The following is a 14,113-nucleotide window of genomic DNA, read 5'->3' as shown; positions in this document are numbered from 1 at the left end:
TTACTCGACGATGAGCTCGCCGACCATCGAGTTCGGGTGCGGATCGCAGACGTACTCGGCCATCTCGCCGCTGGCTTCGAACTCGAGGATCTGGTCGTCGTCGGGGTCGTCGACCTCTTCGGTTTCGAGGTCGTCGACCACGTCGCCGCCGTCGTCGCGGATCTCGATGTTGTGGAAGTTGTCGTCGCCTTCCGTCCAGCCGATCTCGTAGCTTTCGCCCTCCTGAAGGATCAGCGTCGGATTCACGTCGCCTTCGATTTCGGCCGGCTCGAGGCCTTCCCAGCCGGACATTTGCCCGTCGAAGAGGATCTCCGTACCGGGCTCGATCTCGACGCCCTCGCCGTCCCCATTGCCGTTCCCGTTGCCGTTCCCGTTGCCGTTCCCGTTGTCGCTACAGCCAGCGACGAGTGCGGTCGCGGTCGCTGCACCTGCTGCCTTCAGAAACGTTCGTCGGTTACCATTGAATGTGGTCATGTCCTATCTCTCTGTTCGCACAGAACGTCATTGAAATGCCCGTCGATTCCCAGCGGATGGGACGGAGGCGAACATGTTCGCACCAATATAATATATAGGCCCGAACGTGATCGTCGTGCGGACGATCGATCACAGCCCGAACATCAACGGACCGATCAGCACGCCCATCAGATGCACGCGTCTCGCTCGCAATCGAACCGGAACCATGCCGATCGTGGCTGCAGCGACGAACACGGCGATTCCGAGCGCTCCGGTGAACAGATACGAAAGTCCGAACAACAGTCCGAGAACGACGATCGAAATCTTCCAGTACGACGTTTTTCCGACGAGTTCGAGATACGTTTCCCCGACCACGATCACCAGCGCGAATCCGATGAGACCGGCGACTATCACGCCGACGAGCAAGATCGGAATCTCGAGCGGTGCGTTAACGCTTTCGAACGCGACCATCACTCCAGTTCGTGGCTGCCCGATGGCTACCAGCGCGAACAGGGCAAAAATCGTATTGGCCGTGTCGACGCCGCTGGTCGCGACGATGTATCCGCGATCGCCGGAGTCACCCGGTACGAAGACGAGGACCGCAACGGCGGCGATCGCGGCGGAGATTCCCGGAATGTACCCGACGACCGCTCCGGCGAGCGCACCGGCCAGCGCCGTGGCACCGACGAGACGACGGGATACCGTGATCGCGTCGCCATCCTGTCGCGGAATGCCGTTTCCGACCATCGCGTCGATCAACACCGGCGCGCCGAACAGTCCGGCGAACAGCGGGGCCAACATCCCGCCCGCCTCGAGCGGTGCGTCGGGCGAGAGATCGAGCGTCAGCGCGCCCAGTACGGCCGCGAGTCCGAACGAGAGCAGCCCACCGAACCGACCGCGCCACGTCTGCTCCGAGGCCACGAGTGCGACGACGACCACCGCCAGTACGAGCGGAAGGTTCGATCTGATCGTGGGATACGCCGTCGTAACGGCCCACGTGACCGGGACGGCGAGCGGAACGGCGGCGAGGACGGCGAGAATGCTACCCAGCGCCGAAAGCCGGATCGCCTCGTAGCCACGCCCCTCGAGTACCATCCGGTGGCCCGGAAGCGCCGTGACGGCCATCTCGGCGTCGGGAACGCCAAGCGCCATGGCCGGAACGGCGTTGAGAAAGGTGTGAACGACGCCGGCTGCGAGCATCCCACAGCCGACGAAAAGCGGCGGTCCGGGGATCGATACGGCAAACCCCGCGAGCAAGAGCGCGAAGTTGTTGGCGTGGAGCCCCGGCACGAGGCCGCTTAGACTTCCGAGGAACGAACCGGCAAGTATCCAGGCGAGCAACTGAATCGAGAGCGTCGGGTCGACGACGAACTCGACTGGAGCGACGGCCATCGCTCCCTCTGGGTTCGTCCTGCTTTGTAAACTCGAGGATGGACTCGAACCGTCACGCGAACGGACGACGGAAGCGACCAGGGACGACGCTCGGTATCACGCTCTCGAACCCCTTACCGGACCTGGTAGTGGTCGACTCTCGGCCGTGGAGGGTCACGGTGGTGGTAGATAGCCAGCAGATCGCAGTCGCTGGTGGGTGTGACCAAAGAAAATTGATTTCGTGAATTCGTCGCGTCGCGACTTAGCCGAAGAGCTCGCCGAGGCCCTCGCCGCCGGCATCGTCGTCTTCGTCGTCTTCGTCGTCGTCCGTCGTGTCCGGGACGTCGCTCGTCTCCTCTGCGTCGCCGTCGTCGTCTTCGCCGTCGTCGGCTGCGGCGGCAGCACCGCCTGCAGCGGCTCCAGCGGCAGGGACGGCGGCGGCCTCGGAGACTGCCTCGTCGATGTCGACGTCCTCGAGTGCGGCGACGAGCGCCTTGACTCGGGACTCTTCGACGTCGACGCCAGCAGCGTCCAGTACGTCCGTCAGGTTGTCTTCGTTGATCTCTTCGCCCGTTTCGTTCAGGATGAGTGCAGCGTAAACGTATTCCATTGTTGAATCCTCCGTTCGTTATCCGAACATCGCACCGAGACCTTCCGCGCCGTCGCCGTCGTCTTCGTCATCGTCTTCGTCATCGGTTTCGTCGGCTTCGTCGGCCTCTGCTTCGTCTTGGTCGTCAGCCGATTCGTCTTCGACCTCGTCGGCGTCTCCCGCCGCCGGGACGGGTGCCTCGAGGTTCTGGAGCTCTTCGGGGAGCGCCTCCTCGTCGTCGATCTGGGCCGCAAGCGCACGAAGCTGTGCGTCGGCCTTGCTGACGAGGTCGGGCATGAGCTCTTCGTCTTCGATCGCCGCGTGCAGGCCGAGGCTCTTGGCCTCGCCCGTCGCCTTGGCGATGAGCGTCGAAGCCGTCGTCGCGGTCGGGTAACTCGCGTTGACCGAGAGGTTCCGAGCGCGGGCAACAGCCGTCGAAACGTCGCTTTCGTAGGCCTCGACGTCGATGTCGAGATCATCGGGATCGAAGAGCACGCCGTCAGCGATGACGGCGCGAAGATCGAGTCCGACTTCCTTGGGCTCGATACCGAGTTCGTTGAGGACGTTCGCCAGGTCGACAGAGACTTCTCCGCCGGCCTCCAGGACCGTCGAATCCTCCATGACCTGAATCGAACCGTCCTCGATGCGTGCGTTCGCACCGATTCCCTGAAGGTCACCGACGAACGGCCCCGGATCGACGCCCGTGTCACCCTCGGGGATGACGATGTCGTTCGGAGCGACTTCGCCCTCGTTGATCGGAGCGGGCGTCTTCGACGCCTCGAGTTCCTTATAGAGCGTGAAGGGGTTGTCGTCGGTCGCGACGAGTCCGACCTGTCCCTCGACGTGCGTGACGAGGTCGTCGAGGCCGGCGTCCTCGAGCGCGTGGACCTGCAGCGTGTTACGACTGACTCGTACCACGGCGGTTCCGTGGAGTCCACGGCGCATGTCCTGAAGCTGCTTCGAGGGGATACCGGTGATTCCGACGACGCCGACGCTCTCGTAGTCGTCGATGAGGTTCTGAAGCTCCTCGACCTCCTCTTTTTTCCACTGTGGAAGGTTTTCGGTCTTGCGTTCAGCCTGTGCGCTCATGTTAGACCACCTCTACGGACGGCCCCATCGTCGTCTTGACGAAGACGCCGTCGATGTTCTGTGGCCCCTTCTCGAGGTCAGCGTGCAGACGACGCAGGATGACGTCGATGTTGTCGGCTATGTCCTCAGCGTTCATATCCTCGGCACCGACGAGCGTGTGGAACGTTCGTCGGTCGCCGGAGCGAATCTGCACGGTACTTTTGAGCCGGTTGACGGTCTCGACGACGTCGTCGTCGGGCGAGAGCGGATCCGGCATCTTCCCCCGGGGACCGAGAATGGTACCCAGGTGCCGGGCGATGTCTTGCATCATCGCCTCTTCAGCGATGAAGAAGTCCGTCTCGTCGGCCATATCCTTGGCCTCGTCGTCGTCGAGATCTGCCACATCGCTCTCCGAGAGCACGTCGTCCGCAGCCTCTTCGGCGCGGACTCCGGTTTCTCCCTCGGCAATCACGACGATCCGCGTGTCCTGACCGGTTCCACCCGGTAGGACGACGGACTCGTCAACACGATTCGACGGTTCGTTCAAATCAAGGTCGCGCAGATTGATCGCGAGGTCGACCGTCTCGGTAAAGTTCCGGTCCGGCGAATCCTCGAGTGCGCGAGCCACTGCGGTTTCGATATCCGAATCTGCCATCGTTCACCTCCGTAGTACGCAGGAGTGCTCCTACGGGTCAGTGAAACAGGCAATGCCTGTCTCCCTTGAGCAAAGTGTCATGGCAAACTTAAACCCGTCGAACCACGGTCAGTGTATCCGGCCGAGAGGGCGATACGTGGCCCCAGAGCGGTCTGTTATCCATCAACACGATACTCATCCGACGTTTTTGATCGAGACCGTTCTTCCGAAAGTAATATCTCCAATGACAGTGTATCGTTCGTGCATGTGGCCAATAGATTTATCGGGTATGGGTTGGAACGCGGGTCTCGAGCCGACCGGCCAGTTCGCCCACGTGTGGGTCCTCGAGACGTACCGGTCGCTCACACCGGTCGAACGGATTGGCGGACAGTTCGTCGGAGCGCTCGTCGCCGCGGTCGTACTGCTCGGGCTGGTTCAGGAGCACAGTTCGCGCGCGATCGCAAAATCCCGCCGGAGTCCGATAATATCGAGCTGTCTCGGATTTCCATCACTCCTCGTCGTCCTCACCATATCGAGCACCGGATATCTGATTCTCGGCTCGAGTCTGGGGACGTTTTTCGGGGTCATCTTCGTCGTGTTCGGAATAACGGTGATCCCGGTAGCCGCCGTCGTCGGTCTCGTCGCCATCGGTCAGTCGATGGCGGCGCGGTTCGGACGCGATACGCTCTGGTTCGGCGTTCTATGTGGCAGTCTCGTTTGCGGGCTCGCCGGGCTGTCGCTCGCTGTGACCGTCGTTCTGGTCGGGACGGCAACGACTCTCGGTCTGGGCACTCTCGTTCGGATTCTGCTCGGGCCAGGCGGAACGACCAGTCCCGAAGACCGGAGCGTTCCGCCAGCGAACAAGATCTGAGTGGCGGACGACGCGCTCGTCGGTCCGAAGCGATCCGAAAATTCGTTGTCGTCTTATGCGAGCGTCTCGTCGTACTCGCCCGCGTCGACCTTTGCTTTGAACTCGCGAGCATCGTCGCCTTCGATGGTAACTCCCATCGAGGCACAGGTACCGACGACTTCCTTTGCAGCGTTTTTCGTGTCGTAAGCGAGCAGGTCGGGGTGTTTTTGTTCTGCGATCGTTTTCACCTGATCGACGGACAGATCCGCGACGAAATCCTTCTGGGGCTCACCGCTTCCGGTCTCGAAGTCCGCTTCGTCCTTGACGAGTGCGGCCGTCGGGGGAACGCCGACGTCGATATCGAACGAGCCGTCGTCGTCGTACTCGACGGTTACCGGCACTTCGGTTCCGTCGAACGCCGCTGTCTGGTCGTTGATCTGCTGTACGACCGCCTGTACGTCGACGGGTGTGGGTCCGAGCTCGGGACCGAGCGGTGGGCCAGGGTTGGCCTGGCCACCCGGAACGAGCACTTCGATGGTTCCAGCCATATCCGTCACAACCCGTGCGCGAGTTTTAAGGGTTGCTTTTTCGGGTAGACACCGTCTGTGACTCCCTGACGCACTTCGAAGTGATCACTCACGGTCACCGAATGGAAACAGGTCTCGAGTCAGTCACTCTCACCGCTGCTCGGCTGGGTGACCTCGCCTCGCCACTCAGCGAACGACTCGAGGGCGTGACTCTCGTCGAAGCGCTCGATACACGGAACCTCGTGTGGGTGGATCTCGAGGACGCGGTTCTCGAGTTCGGCGTAGACCGTGTCAGTCGTTTTCGCGAGTAACACGACCTCGTCGTCGTGGTGTATCTCACCGTCCCAGCGGTACGTGGAGGTCGTCGGTATCCTGTTGACGCAAGCTGCGAGTCGTTCTTCTACGAGTACCCGTGCGATGCGCTCGGCCTCCTCGGGCGGAGCCGTGATGTAGACCGTCGTCATCGACCTGATGGGCGTCCCCTCACTCCTCGAGGACGGGATTGAACGTTCCGTTGATATCCCACTCGTGGAGGCAGTGCGGGTTTCCGACCTGCTTTTCACCGTCTTCGTGGTCGATCTGCCAGGCCTCGAGTTCGTCGTCCCAGTACTCGGCCCGACCGCACCGCTCGCAGACGCGGGCAGTCGGTGTTCGGAGGTCCGTACTCATTGGCGGGTGTGAGAACTGCACCCATATATACTGTTCGCTGTGTCGACGAAACGAGTCTCGCCGACTCGGATCGGTGTCGACACAGCGGAGGTTTCGACCCGTTACACTCGACCGGAAGTCTGTTTTCGTTGACACTGCAGCGTTGAAATAAATACAGGTAATTAGCAATCTTTATTAGTAATACTGATAACGAGATAATCGTCATCAGTGATACGCATCTGCGCGTAGGCAGGCAGTTGCGCCAATCACCGGCGCGGAACGCGGTCGATAACCGGTAGGTATAATCCATGAGTGATGTGTCAGAACCACGGCAAACGTCGGAACGGCCAGCTGAAACGAACGGAAACCCATCGATCGCGTCGAGGCTCGTCCCCGATATACTCAGACGACGGCTCATTACGAAGGTTCTCGTCGCAGTCTGTGCGATTCTCCTGTTGACCGCAGCGATCAGCACGGTCTTTTACTTCGGGATCAGCGACCAGCTCGAGGGACAGGTCGACGACCAGGCCGAACAGACGACCGAACTCCACGCGAGCGTCCTCGATCAGTGGTTCACGGATCGTGAGGACGATCTGACCGAGATTTCGCAGGCGGACGTCCTGACGATGGACGATTCGGATCGAATATCGACACACCTCGAGAATCAGGCGTACACGAACAGTTTTTCCGAGCTACATCTCGTCGAGGAGGGAACGGGTGAGGTGGTCGGGAGTTCGAATCGGGACGCCGTTGGCCAGAACATGTTCGAACACATCCCCGAGGAGACGGCCACGCGGTCGTCTTCGTTCATCACGGCGGAGCGATACACCAACTTCGACGACGACGAGGTGGTCGCTATTGGGAGACAGCGCGTCGTTATGGGCGATCGGATACTCGTCGCTGAGTTCCCCCCTGAGAGGGCAGGACCGGACCTTCCCCAAGCGGTTGACGGGGCGAATACCGTTGTCGTCACTCAAGACGGTGAGCCAGTTATCGGTGCCGGCGGCGTCGGCTCGGCCGTTATCGAGCCCGGCGTCGACGGAATCGCCGAGAGCGTCGACGACGAGCAAGTCTATTCTTATCTGCCGAGCTACCAGTACTCGTCCGCTGCGGGCGAGACTCTGTACGTGGTGACGACGACGCCGACTGACGCCGCCTTCGCGGTGCGAGACGAGGTACAGACGAGTTTCGTGGTCACGATCGTGTTGACCGGGCTCGTGTTCGTCGCCGTCGGCCTCGTCGGCGGTCGGAGCGTTTCGGCGGATCTAAATCGTCTCCGAGATCGCGCACAGCGGATGGAAGAGGGAGACCTCTCTGTCGATCTCGAGACCGGTCGAATCGACGAAATCGGGTCGCTCTACCATAGTTTCGGGACGATGCGCACTTCACTTCGAGAACAGATACGAGCGGCACAGGACGCGCGTCAGGAGTCCGAAGCCGAACGCGAACGCGTCCAGCAACTCAACGATCGACTCGAGGACGCCGCCACGGAGTACTGTGCGGTGATGGAAGCCGCCGCTGCCGGCGACCTCGCCGTCCGAGCCGACATCGAAACGGACAACGAGTCCATGCGAACGATCGGTGACGAGTTCAACGACATGCTCGACGACATCGAAACCACCGTCGCAGATCTCCAGACGTTCGCAACGCAGGTCGCGATCGCCAGCGAACAGGTGACCGCTTCGAGCGAGGAAGTGCGTTCCGCGAGCGAGCGAGTCAGCGAATCGATCCAGGAAATCTCGGCCGGAGCAGAGCGACAGAACGCATCGCTCCAGCAGGCGACCGGCGAAATGTCCACCCTGTCGACGACGACCGAAGAGATCGCCGCCTCCTCGAACGAGGTCGCCGATCTCGCGGCACGAACGGCGAACACTGGGCAGACGGGACAGGAGGCCGCCCAAGAGGCCCTCGAGAGCATGTCCGAGACGGAAACCGAGGCGCGACAGGCCGTCGAGGAGATTCGAACGCTCGAGTCCGAAGTTGGCCAGATCGACGACCTGATCGATCGAATTCAGCAGATCGCAGAGCAGACGAACATGCTCGCGCTCAACGCCAACATCGAGGCCTCTCGATCCGCGAGCGGTCGGGACGGAGACGGGTTCGGCGCCGTCGCCCAGGAGATAAAGGAGCTGTCCAGCGACGCGAAAGCGGCCGCGAACCAGATCGAGAACCGACTGGAGAGTATCCGTGGGCAAACGGTTCGATCGGCCGAGGAGGTCGAAGCGACGAGCGCGCGACTCGAGGCGGCACACGAGCAGGTCGACCGGGCAGTCACGGCGCTCGAGGAGATCGCAGCGTACGCAGACGAGACGAACGTCGGGGTTCAGGAGATCTCTGCGGCGACCGAAGAACAGGCTGCGACCACACAGGAGGTCGTCGCGATCGTCGACGAGGCCGCGACGATCAGCGAGGAGACGACCGCCGAGGCCGAAAGCGTCGCCGCGGCGACCGAAGAGCAGACGACGGCGTTGACCGAAGTGTCGACCTCGGCGTCGCAACTCACCGGGCAGGCGACCAGGCTCTCTGAGGCACTGGATCACTTCGAAACCGACGTCGACGAGTCCGGTGGGGACACCGACGGTCCGGTGGGCGACGATCGGGAGAATGATCTGGCCGATCCGGAGGAGGAAACGGTCGATTCGGAGGCGAAAACGACTCGAGCGATGTCCGCAGCGACATCCCCGGATCGAACCGACGACCGATCGGACGATACCGTCGATTCTGACGAAGAAAACGGTCCCGACGAGCGCGTCGACTCCGACGAACGGCAGGTGGGCGACTCCGTAGGGGAGACGGAGAACGTCTTCGAGTTCGACGACGACGCCGGTAACCCCGACGACTCGTAGCGACGACCCTCATAGTACGTCGGCTCGCCTCGTTCTCACGCATCGGCCACGAGGACGGCGGGTAGACCCCTCGTTCGTCTCCTGCGGCCGGTTCGACGGTGTTCGACTGGTTCAGTCGGTAGCGGCTACGGTGAGGCGCGTTCGATACTAGGGGCATATTAACACATAGGATATATATTAGATGTTAATCGACTAGGCTTATATTGTTGAATAGCACGGATTTCTCCATGTCGGTGAACACGACCATGAACTGGGTCGACCCGGTTACCTGTCCGTTCTGCGGCGACGAACTCGCCTCTCCCGGTGCTGGATTCGTCGATCATATCGACGAGAACGGCGACTGCGAACGCGGATTCGATCATTGGCGAGAGAACATCGCTGGAGATCTCGCCGGCGAATGGTCAGGCTAATCACCTCCGACGTTCCGATCGATCTCTGTGACGGTTTCTTGAAGCGGATCTCCAAAACCCGACAATGTATGGGTATCGGCGGCCGTGGCCACCATCGGTTTCGTGATCGGCGGTACTCAAGTACGCGCGGCGAGCTCGATGTGGACGCCTCGAGTACGACTCGAGCGTCGCCCCGCGTCCGAACAACTGGCACATCGGATGGTCCCCTTTCGATCCATCGGAGTGGGTTCTCACGCGATCGTTCGGCGGGGATCGAGTCGGGTGAGATGGGTTTGAACCTCACCAAGACCGTCCGAGTCGCCCTCTTCGTTTGTTTCCCGGGCTTGGACTTGTCTGGTTCAAACTGCTCAACGTGACGATTTTGCGCCTCACGGATTTGTTCGGCGCAAAAATAGTGGGTTGGGGCAGATTTGAACTGCCGGTCTCCTCCATGTCAAGGAGGTGTCATAACCAGACTAGACCACCAACCCGCCTGGCTTTCGTCCGTGGCTCGAGGCCACCTTCACCTGCACTCAACGGTTGCCCGCCACCGTAATTGAAGGTTTCGAATCGATCGCCGTACGCGACACCGAACCACGCGGACCTCCGATACGCTTAAATTGATGCACTCATTTGGACATTGTAAGACAACTACGTACATTGGTGTCCACTATGAAGGAATACATCGAACGGGTGGCTGACGGAACCGACCTCACACAAGCCGACGCTCGGGCGGCCTCGACGGCCGTCTTCGAGGATGCGACGGAGGCACAGATCGGCGCGTTGCTCGCGGCGTTGCGCGCGAAAGGAGAAATGGAAGCCGAGATCGCGGGCTTTGCGGAGGGAATGCGCGATGTGGCGCGTACGATCTCGCCGGACCGAGAACCGCTGGTCGACACCTGCGGAACCGGTGGTGACGACTACGACACGATCAACGTTTCGACGACCAGCGCGATCGTCGCCGCCGGCGCGGGCGTTCCGATCGCGAAACACGGCAACTACTCGGTCTCGTCGTCCTCGGGCAGCGCGGATGTCCTCGAGGAAGTCGGCGTGAACGTCGAGGCGGAGCCGCCGGCCGTCGAGACGGCCATCGACCGTGATGGAATCGGGTTCATGCTCGCACCGGTCTTTCACCCGGCGATGAAAGCCGTCATCGGCCCCCGCAAGGAACTCGGCATGCGAACCATCTTCAACGTCCTGGGGCCGCTTACCAATCCCGCGGGCGCGAACGCACAGGTCATCGGCGTCTACGATGCAGATCTCGTTCCCGTCCTCGCGGACGCACTCGCCCGGATGGATACCGATCGTGCGCTCGTCGTCCACGGCTCGGGCACCGACGAGATCGCCGTTCACGGCGAGACGACCGTCGCCGAAGTCCAGGGGGACCGGGTCGAAGCGTACACCGTCGAACCGACCGATATCGGCCTCGACGAACACGCGATATCGGCCATTGCGGGCGGTTCACCCGAGGCCAACGCGGCCGATCTCCGCGGCATCGTCGAGGGCGACGTGACGGGCGCAAAACGCGACGTCATCCTCGCGAACGCCGGCGCTGCCATCTACCTCGCGGGCGAAGCCGATTCGCTCGAGGAAGGGGCGGCGGTCGCTCGCGAGGCGATCGACTCCGGCGGTGCGGCGACGAAGCTCGAGCAGCTCCGGAGTGCGGTTCCCGGACTGGGTGGACGATGACGCGAGTGAAGATCTGCGGGTTGACCGGCCGCAACGACCTCGAGACGGTCGTCGACGCGGGTGCGGACGCGGTCGGCGTCATCGTCGACGTTCCCGTGAACACTCCTCGAGAGATCACGGCCGACCGGGCCGCGGACCTCGTGGCGACAGCGCCGCCGTTCGTGACGACGGTCCTCGTTACGATGGATCGGGGACTCGAGCACGCGGCCGATCTGGTCGAACGGGTCGAGCCGGACGTCCTCCAGCTCCACGCCGATCCCGAGACGATCGATATCGCGGCGGTGACCGACTGCGTCGACAGTCAGCTCGTCCTCGCCGTCGACACCGACGACGTCTCGAGCGCCCAACGCCACGACGGCGACGTTGACGCCTTCCTCGTCGATACGCCCGCCGAGGACGGCGGCGGTGGGACGGGGCGAACGCACGACTGGAACCGCACCCGGACGGCCATCGCAGACCTCGAGTCGCCGGTGATCCTCGCGGGCGGGCTCACGCCGGCGAACGTCGCCGAGGCGGTGAGGGCCGCCGATCCCTTCGCCGTCGACGTCGCAAGCGGCGTCGAGGCCGACGGTGGCGTCAAGGATCCGAATGCGGTGCGATCGTTCGTCGAGTGCGCACGACGCGCCCACGGCGCGGAACCGACGCCACACTCCTCATGAACGACGCCAACTCTACCACAGCGGAGACCGAACGAAGCGACGGGCCGGGAGACGAGTCGCCCTCGCTCGACCTCGATCGAACGGCGTTTCGCGAGCACGCAAGCGGCGAGGGGACGACGGTCGTCCGGACCGTGGCGCCGATTCCCGTCGAAACGACACCGCTGACAGCCTACGCGGCCCTCACGGGTCGTTCGACGGAAAGCGACCGCGACCGATCGCCGTACGCGTTCTTGCTCGAGAGCGCCGAGAAGACCGCCTCGAGCGATCCCGACGGCGCGTTTCGGCCGAGTTCGGTCGGTGCACAGCGCCACGCGCGCTTTTCGTACGTCGGCTACGACCCGGAAGCGGTCGTCACGGTCGATCCGACGGGGACGACGGTCGAAGCGCTCTCGGAGGGCGCGCCGGTCGAGTCGATCGAAACCGACAGCGACGGCGACACCGTCGATGCCCTGCGGGCTGCGATGCCGGACGCGCGGCTGGCGAACTTTCCCGACCACGATCGACAACATCTCGAGGGCGGGCTCGTCGGCTTTCTCGCCTACGACGCCGTCTATGATCTCTGGCTCGAGGAGGTCGGCTGTGAGCGCCCCGACTCGCGTTTTCCGGACGCGCAGTTCGTGTTGACGACGAAAACGATCGCGTTCGACGAGCACGACGGGACGGTGTCGATCGTCTGTACGCCTGTTCTCACCGATGACGACGATCCGGACGAGGTGTACGACGGACTGCTCGCGGAAGTCGCCATGGTCGAGCGAGTACTACGAGAAGCCGACCGACCGGAGACGAACGGATTCGTTCGTCACGACGAGGTCGCGGGTCCGAAAGCGGAGTACGAAGCGAACGTCCGCCGAGCGAAAGAGCACGTTCTGGACGGCGACATCTATCAGGGCGTCATCTCGAGAACACGGGAACTCTCCGGCGAGATCGATACGCTCGGTTTCTACGAGGCGATGCGAGAGGTCAATCCGTCGCCGTACATGTATCTGCTCGATCACGACGATCTGACGGTCGTCGGTGCGAGCCCCGAAACGCTGATTTCCGTCCGCGGTCGCGAGGTCATGTCGAACCCGATCGCCGGAACCTGCGACCGGGGATCGAGTCCGGTCGAGGATCGGCGGTTGGCCGGCGAGATGCTCGCGGACGGAAAAGAGCGCGCAGAACACACGATGCTCGTCGATCTCGCGCGAAACGACGTCAGACGCGTTTCGGAGGCCGGATCGGTTCGCGTCGACGAGTTTATGAACGTTCTCAAATACAGCCACGTCCAGCACATCGAGTCGACGGTGACGGGGAAACTCGCGGCCGACGCCGACGCGTTCGACGCGACCCGCGCAGCCTTTCCGGCGGGGACGCTGTCCGGTGCGCCGAAGGTCCGAGCGATGGAGATCATCGACGACCTCGAGGTCGACGCCCGAGGGCTGTACGGCGGCGGCGTCGGCTACTACTCCTGGACCGGCGACGCCGACTTCGCGATCGTGATCCGGACGGCGACGGTCGAAGACGAGGGAGATCACGATCGAATCACGGTTCAGGCGGGAGCCGGGCTGGTCGCTGACAGCGATCCGGAATCGGAGTACGAAGAGACCGAACAGAAGATGGGCGGCGTTCTCACGGCGCTCGAGGCGATCGAAACCCGCGCGGAGATATCCGACGGTGACGACGCGACTGCCAACCTCGAGACGACCCCGGAGGCGAGGCGATGAGCCCGAACTCATCGTCGAACGGCGAACCGGTGACGGGGGCTGAGACGGCGACGCTCCGCGTGCTGTTCGTCGATAACTACGATTCGTTCACCTACAACCTCGTCGAGTACGTCAGTCAGTTGCCGGGGACGGAAACCGAGGTACGGAAGAATACGGCGTCGCTCGCGGACGTCCGTGCGGTCGACCCCGACGCGATCGTCATCAGTCCCGGACCGGGACATCCGAAAAACGACCGCGACGTCGGCGTTACGATGGACGTTCTCCGCGAGCTGAGCCCCGACGTACCGACTCTCGGCGTCTGTCTCGGTCTCGAGGCGACCGTCTACGCCTACGGCGGCTCCGTCGGACGAGCGCCCGACCCGATTCACGGCAAGGCCTCCGCAGTGGATCACGACGGCGAGGGCGTCTTCGACGGCCTCGAGCGGGGATTTCGTGCCGGACGGTATCACTCGTTGGTCGCCACCGAGGTCCCGGACTGTCTCGAGGTGACGGCGACCGCCGACCACGACGGTACGGAACTGGTCATGGGCGTTCGCCACCGCGAACATCCGATCGAGTGCGTACAGTTCCATCCCGAAAGCGTGCTCACGGCGGTCGGCCACGACGTGATCGAGAACTTTCTCTCGGATGTTCGCGATCGAGATCGGTCGGCTACTCCGCCGACCGCTCGCTGATACTGGCACTTTA

15 protein-coding genes and 1 tRNA gene are annotated in these 14,113 nt (G+C 62.7%); 7 read left to right on the top strand and 9 right to left on the bottom strand.

Annotated features, from left to right (window positions below; all coding sequences use genetic code 11):
• The 5 genes from EA462_RS05370 to EA462_RS05350 all read right to left on the bottom strand — a co-directional run bounded on the left by EA462_RS05370 (nt 1) and on the right by EA462_RS05350 (nt 4,136).
• Nucleotides 1-474: a cupredoxin domain-containing protein gene (locus EA462_RS05370; protein ID WP_124177540.1), complete on the bottom strand. Its 474-nt coding sequence runs from the start codon at nt 472-474 to the stop codon at nt 1-3.
• Nucleotides 475-603: 129 nt separating this feature from the next.
• On the bottom strand, nt 604-1,845 hold the full coding sequence (locus EA462_RS05365) for a tripartite tricarboxylate transporter permease (protein ID WP_124177539.1): 1,242 nt from the start codon (nt 1,843-1,845) through the stop codon (nt 604-606).
• A gap of 241 nt (nt 1,846-2,086) precedes the next feature.
• Nucleotides 2,087-2,434, bottom strand: coding sequence for a 50S ribosomal protein P1 (rpl12p, locus tag EA462_RS05360; protein ID WP_124177538.1), 348 nt, complete (start codon nt 2,432-2,434; stop codon nt 2,087-2,089).
• A gap of 18 nt (nt 2,435-2,452) precedes the next feature.
• Nucleotides 2,453-3,502, bottom strand: coding sequence for a 50S ribosomal protein L10 (locus tag EA462_RS05355; protein WP_124177537.1), 1,050 nt, complete (start codon nt 3,500-3,502; stop codon nt 2,453-2,455).
• Nucleotide 3,503: 1 nt separating this feature from the next.
• Nucleotides 3,504-4,136: a 50S ribosomal protein L1 gene (locus tag EA462_RS05350; protein ID WP_124177536.1), complete on the bottom strand. Its 633-nt coding sequence runs from the start codon at nt 4,134-4,136 to the stop codon at nt 3,504-3,506.
• A 268-nt stretch (nt 4,137-4,404) separates the two neighbouring features.
• On the opposite strand from EA462_RS05350, the gene EA462_RS05345 reads away from it, so the two are divergent.
• Nucleotides 4,405-4,986, top strand: a complete 582-nt coding sequence (locus EA462_RS05345) for a hypothetical protein (protein ID WP_124177535.1) — start codon at nt 4,405-4,407, stop codon at nt 4,984-4,986.
• Nucleotides 4,987-5,039: 53 nt separating this feature from the next.
• Here EA462_RS05345 and EA462_RS05340 read toward each other — a convergent pair whose 3' ends face one another.
• From EA462_RS05340 to EA462_RS05330, 3 genes are all read right to left on the bottom strand, one after another.
• Nucleotides 5,040-5,513 carry a 50S ribosomal protein L11 gene (locus tag EA462_RS05340; protein WP_124177534.1) on the bottom strand — a complete coding sequence of 158 codons (474 nt, stop codon included), beginning with the start codon at nt 5,511-5,513 and terminating at the stop codon, nt 5,040-5,042.
• A 119-nt stretch (nt 5,514-5,632) separates the two neighbouring features.
• Nucleotides 5,633-5,956, bottom strand: coding sequence for a divalent-cation tolerance protein CutA (cutA, locus tag EA462_RS05335; RefSeq protein WP_124177533.1), 324 nt, complete (start codon nt 5,954-5,956; stop codon nt 5,633-5,635).
• A 19-nt stretch (nt 5,957-5,975) separates the two neighbouring features.
• A complete protein-coding gene (locus EA462_RS05330) occupies nt 5,976-6,161 on the bottom strand; it encodes an HEWD family protein (protein WP_124177532.1) in 186 nt (61 codons plus the stop codon).
• Between the two features lie 287 nt (nt 6,162-6,448).
• Between EA462_RS05330 and EA462_RS05325 the strand changes: the two genes are divergently transcribed.
• A complete protein-coding gene (locus EA462_RS05325) occupies nt 6,449-8,986 on the top strand; it encodes a methyl-accepting chemotaxis protein (protein WP_124177531.1) in 2,538 nt (845 codons plus the stop codon).
• Between the two features lie 227 nt (nt 8,987-9,213).
• A complete protein-coding gene (locus EA462_RS05320) occupies nt 9,214-9,396 on the top strand; it encodes a DUF7501 family protein (RefSeq protein ID WP_124177530.1) in 183 nt (60 codons plus the stop codon).
• A gap of 395 nt (nt 9,397-9,791) precedes the next feature.
• Here EA462_RS05320 and EA462_RS05315 read toward each other — a convergent pair.
• Nucleotides 9,792-9,866: transfer RNA gene (locus tag EA462_RS05315), tRNA-Val, on the bottom strand.
• A 181-nt stretch (nt 9,867-10,047) separates the two neighbouring features.
• Here EA462_RS05315 and trpD point away from each other — a divergent pair.
• The 4 genes from trpD to trpG are packed head-to-tail and all read left to right on the top strand — an operon-like array spanning nt 10,048 to nt 14,100.
• Entirely contained in the window at nt 10,048-11,064 is a 1,017-nt protein-coding gene (gene trpD, locus EA462_RS05310; protein ID WP_124177529.1) for an anthranilate phosphoribosyltransferase, read from the top strand.
• On the top strand, nt 11,061-11,723 hold the full coding sequence (locus EA462_RS05305) for a phosphoribosylanthranilate isomerase (RefSeq protein ID WP_124177528.1): 663 nt from the start codon (nt 11,061-11,063) through the stop codon (nt 11,721-11,723). Before trpD ends, EA462_RS05305 begins: the two co-directional genes overlap by 4 nt.
• The gene (trpE, locus tag EA462_RS05300) at nt 11,720-13,426 is read left to right on the top strand and encodes an anthranilate synthase component I (protein ID WP_124177527.1); all 1,707 of its coding nucleotides are present in this window, start codon (nt 11,720-11,722) and stop codon (nt 13,424-13,426) included. The genes EA462_RS05305 and trpE overlap by 4 nt, the downstream gene beginning before the upstream one ends.
• Complete coding sequence (gene trpG, locus EA462_RS05295) at nt 13,423-14,100, top strand: anthranilate synthase component II (protein WP_124177526.1); 678 nt, start codon at nt 13,423-13,425, stop codon at nt 14,098-14,100. Before trpE ends, trpG begins: the two co-directional genes overlap by 4 nt.
• The last annotated feature ends 13 nt before the right edge of the window (nt 14,101-14,113 follow it).

This window comes from Natrarchaeobius halalkaliphilus (assembly GCF_003841485.1).
In the GTDB taxonomy this organism is placed as follows: domain Archaea; phylum Halobacteriota; class Halobacteria; order Halobacteriales; family Natrialbaceae; genus Natrarchaeobius; species Natrarchaeobius halalkaliphilus.
The sequence above is the reverse complement of the archived record's forward strand: the minus strand, read 5'-3'. Positions and strand labels throughout refer to the sequence as shown.

Bases quoted from the DNA above. Each gene is read 5' to 3' on its own strand.
- EA462_RS05370 (WP_124177540.1), bottom strand. From the start codon at position 474: ATGACCACATTCAATGGTAACCGACGAACGTTTCTGAAGGCAGCAGGT.
- EA462_RS05365 (WP_124177539.1), bottom strand. From the start codon at position 1,845: ATGGCCGTCGCTCCAGTCGAGTTCGTCGTCGACCCGACGCTCTCGATT.
- rpl12p (WP_124177538.1), bottom strand. From the start codon at position 2,434: ATGGAATACGTTTACGCTGCACTCATCCTGAACGAAACGGGCGAAGAG.
- EA462_RS05355 (WP_124177537.1), bottom strand. From the start codon at position 3,502: ATGAGCGCACAGGCTGAACGCAAGACCGAAAACCTTCCACAGTGGAAA.
- EA462_RS05350 (WP_124177536.1), bottom strand. From the start codon at position 4,136: ATGGCAGATTCGGATATCGAAACCGCAGTGGCTCGCGCACTCGAGGAT.
- EA462_RS05345 (WP_124177535.1), top strand. From the start codon at position 4,405: ATGGGTTGGAACGCGGGTCTCGAGCCGACCGGCCAGTTCGCCCACGTG.
- EA462_RS05340 (WP_124177534.1), bottom strand. From the start codon at position 5,513: ATGGCTGGAACCATCGAAGTGCTCGTTCCGGGTGGCCAGGCCAACCCT.
- cutA (WP_124177533.1), bottom strand. From the start codon at position 5,956: ATGACGACGGTCTACATCACGGCTCCGCCCGAGGAGGCCGAGCGCATC.
- EA462_RS05330 (WP_124177532.1), bottom strand. From the start codon at position 6,161: ATGAGTACGGACCTCCGAACACCGACTGCCCGCGTCTGCGAGCGGTGC.
- EA462_RS05325 (WP_124177531.1), top strand. From the start codon at position 6,449: ATGAGTGATGTGTCAGAACCACGGCAAACGTCGGAACGGCCAGCTGAA.
- EA462_RS05320 (WP_124177530.1), top strand. From the start codon at position 9,214: ATGTCGGTGAACACGACCATGAACTGGGTCGACCCGGTTACCTGTCCG.
- trpD (WP_124177529.1), top strand. From the start codon at position 10,048: ATGAAGGAATACATCGAACGGGTGGCTGACGGAACCGACCTCACACAA.
- EA462_RS05305 (WP_124177528.1), top strand. From the start codon at position 11,061: ATGACGCGAGTGAAGATCTGCGGGTTGACCGGCCGCAACGACCTCGAG.
- trpE (WP_124177527.1), top strand. From the start codon at position 11,720: ATGAACGACGCCAACTCTACCACAGCGGAGACCGAACGAAGCGACGGG.
- trpG (WP_124177526.1), top strand. From the start codon at position 13,423: ATGAGCCCGAACTCATCGTCGAACGGCGAACCGGTGACGGGGGCTGAG.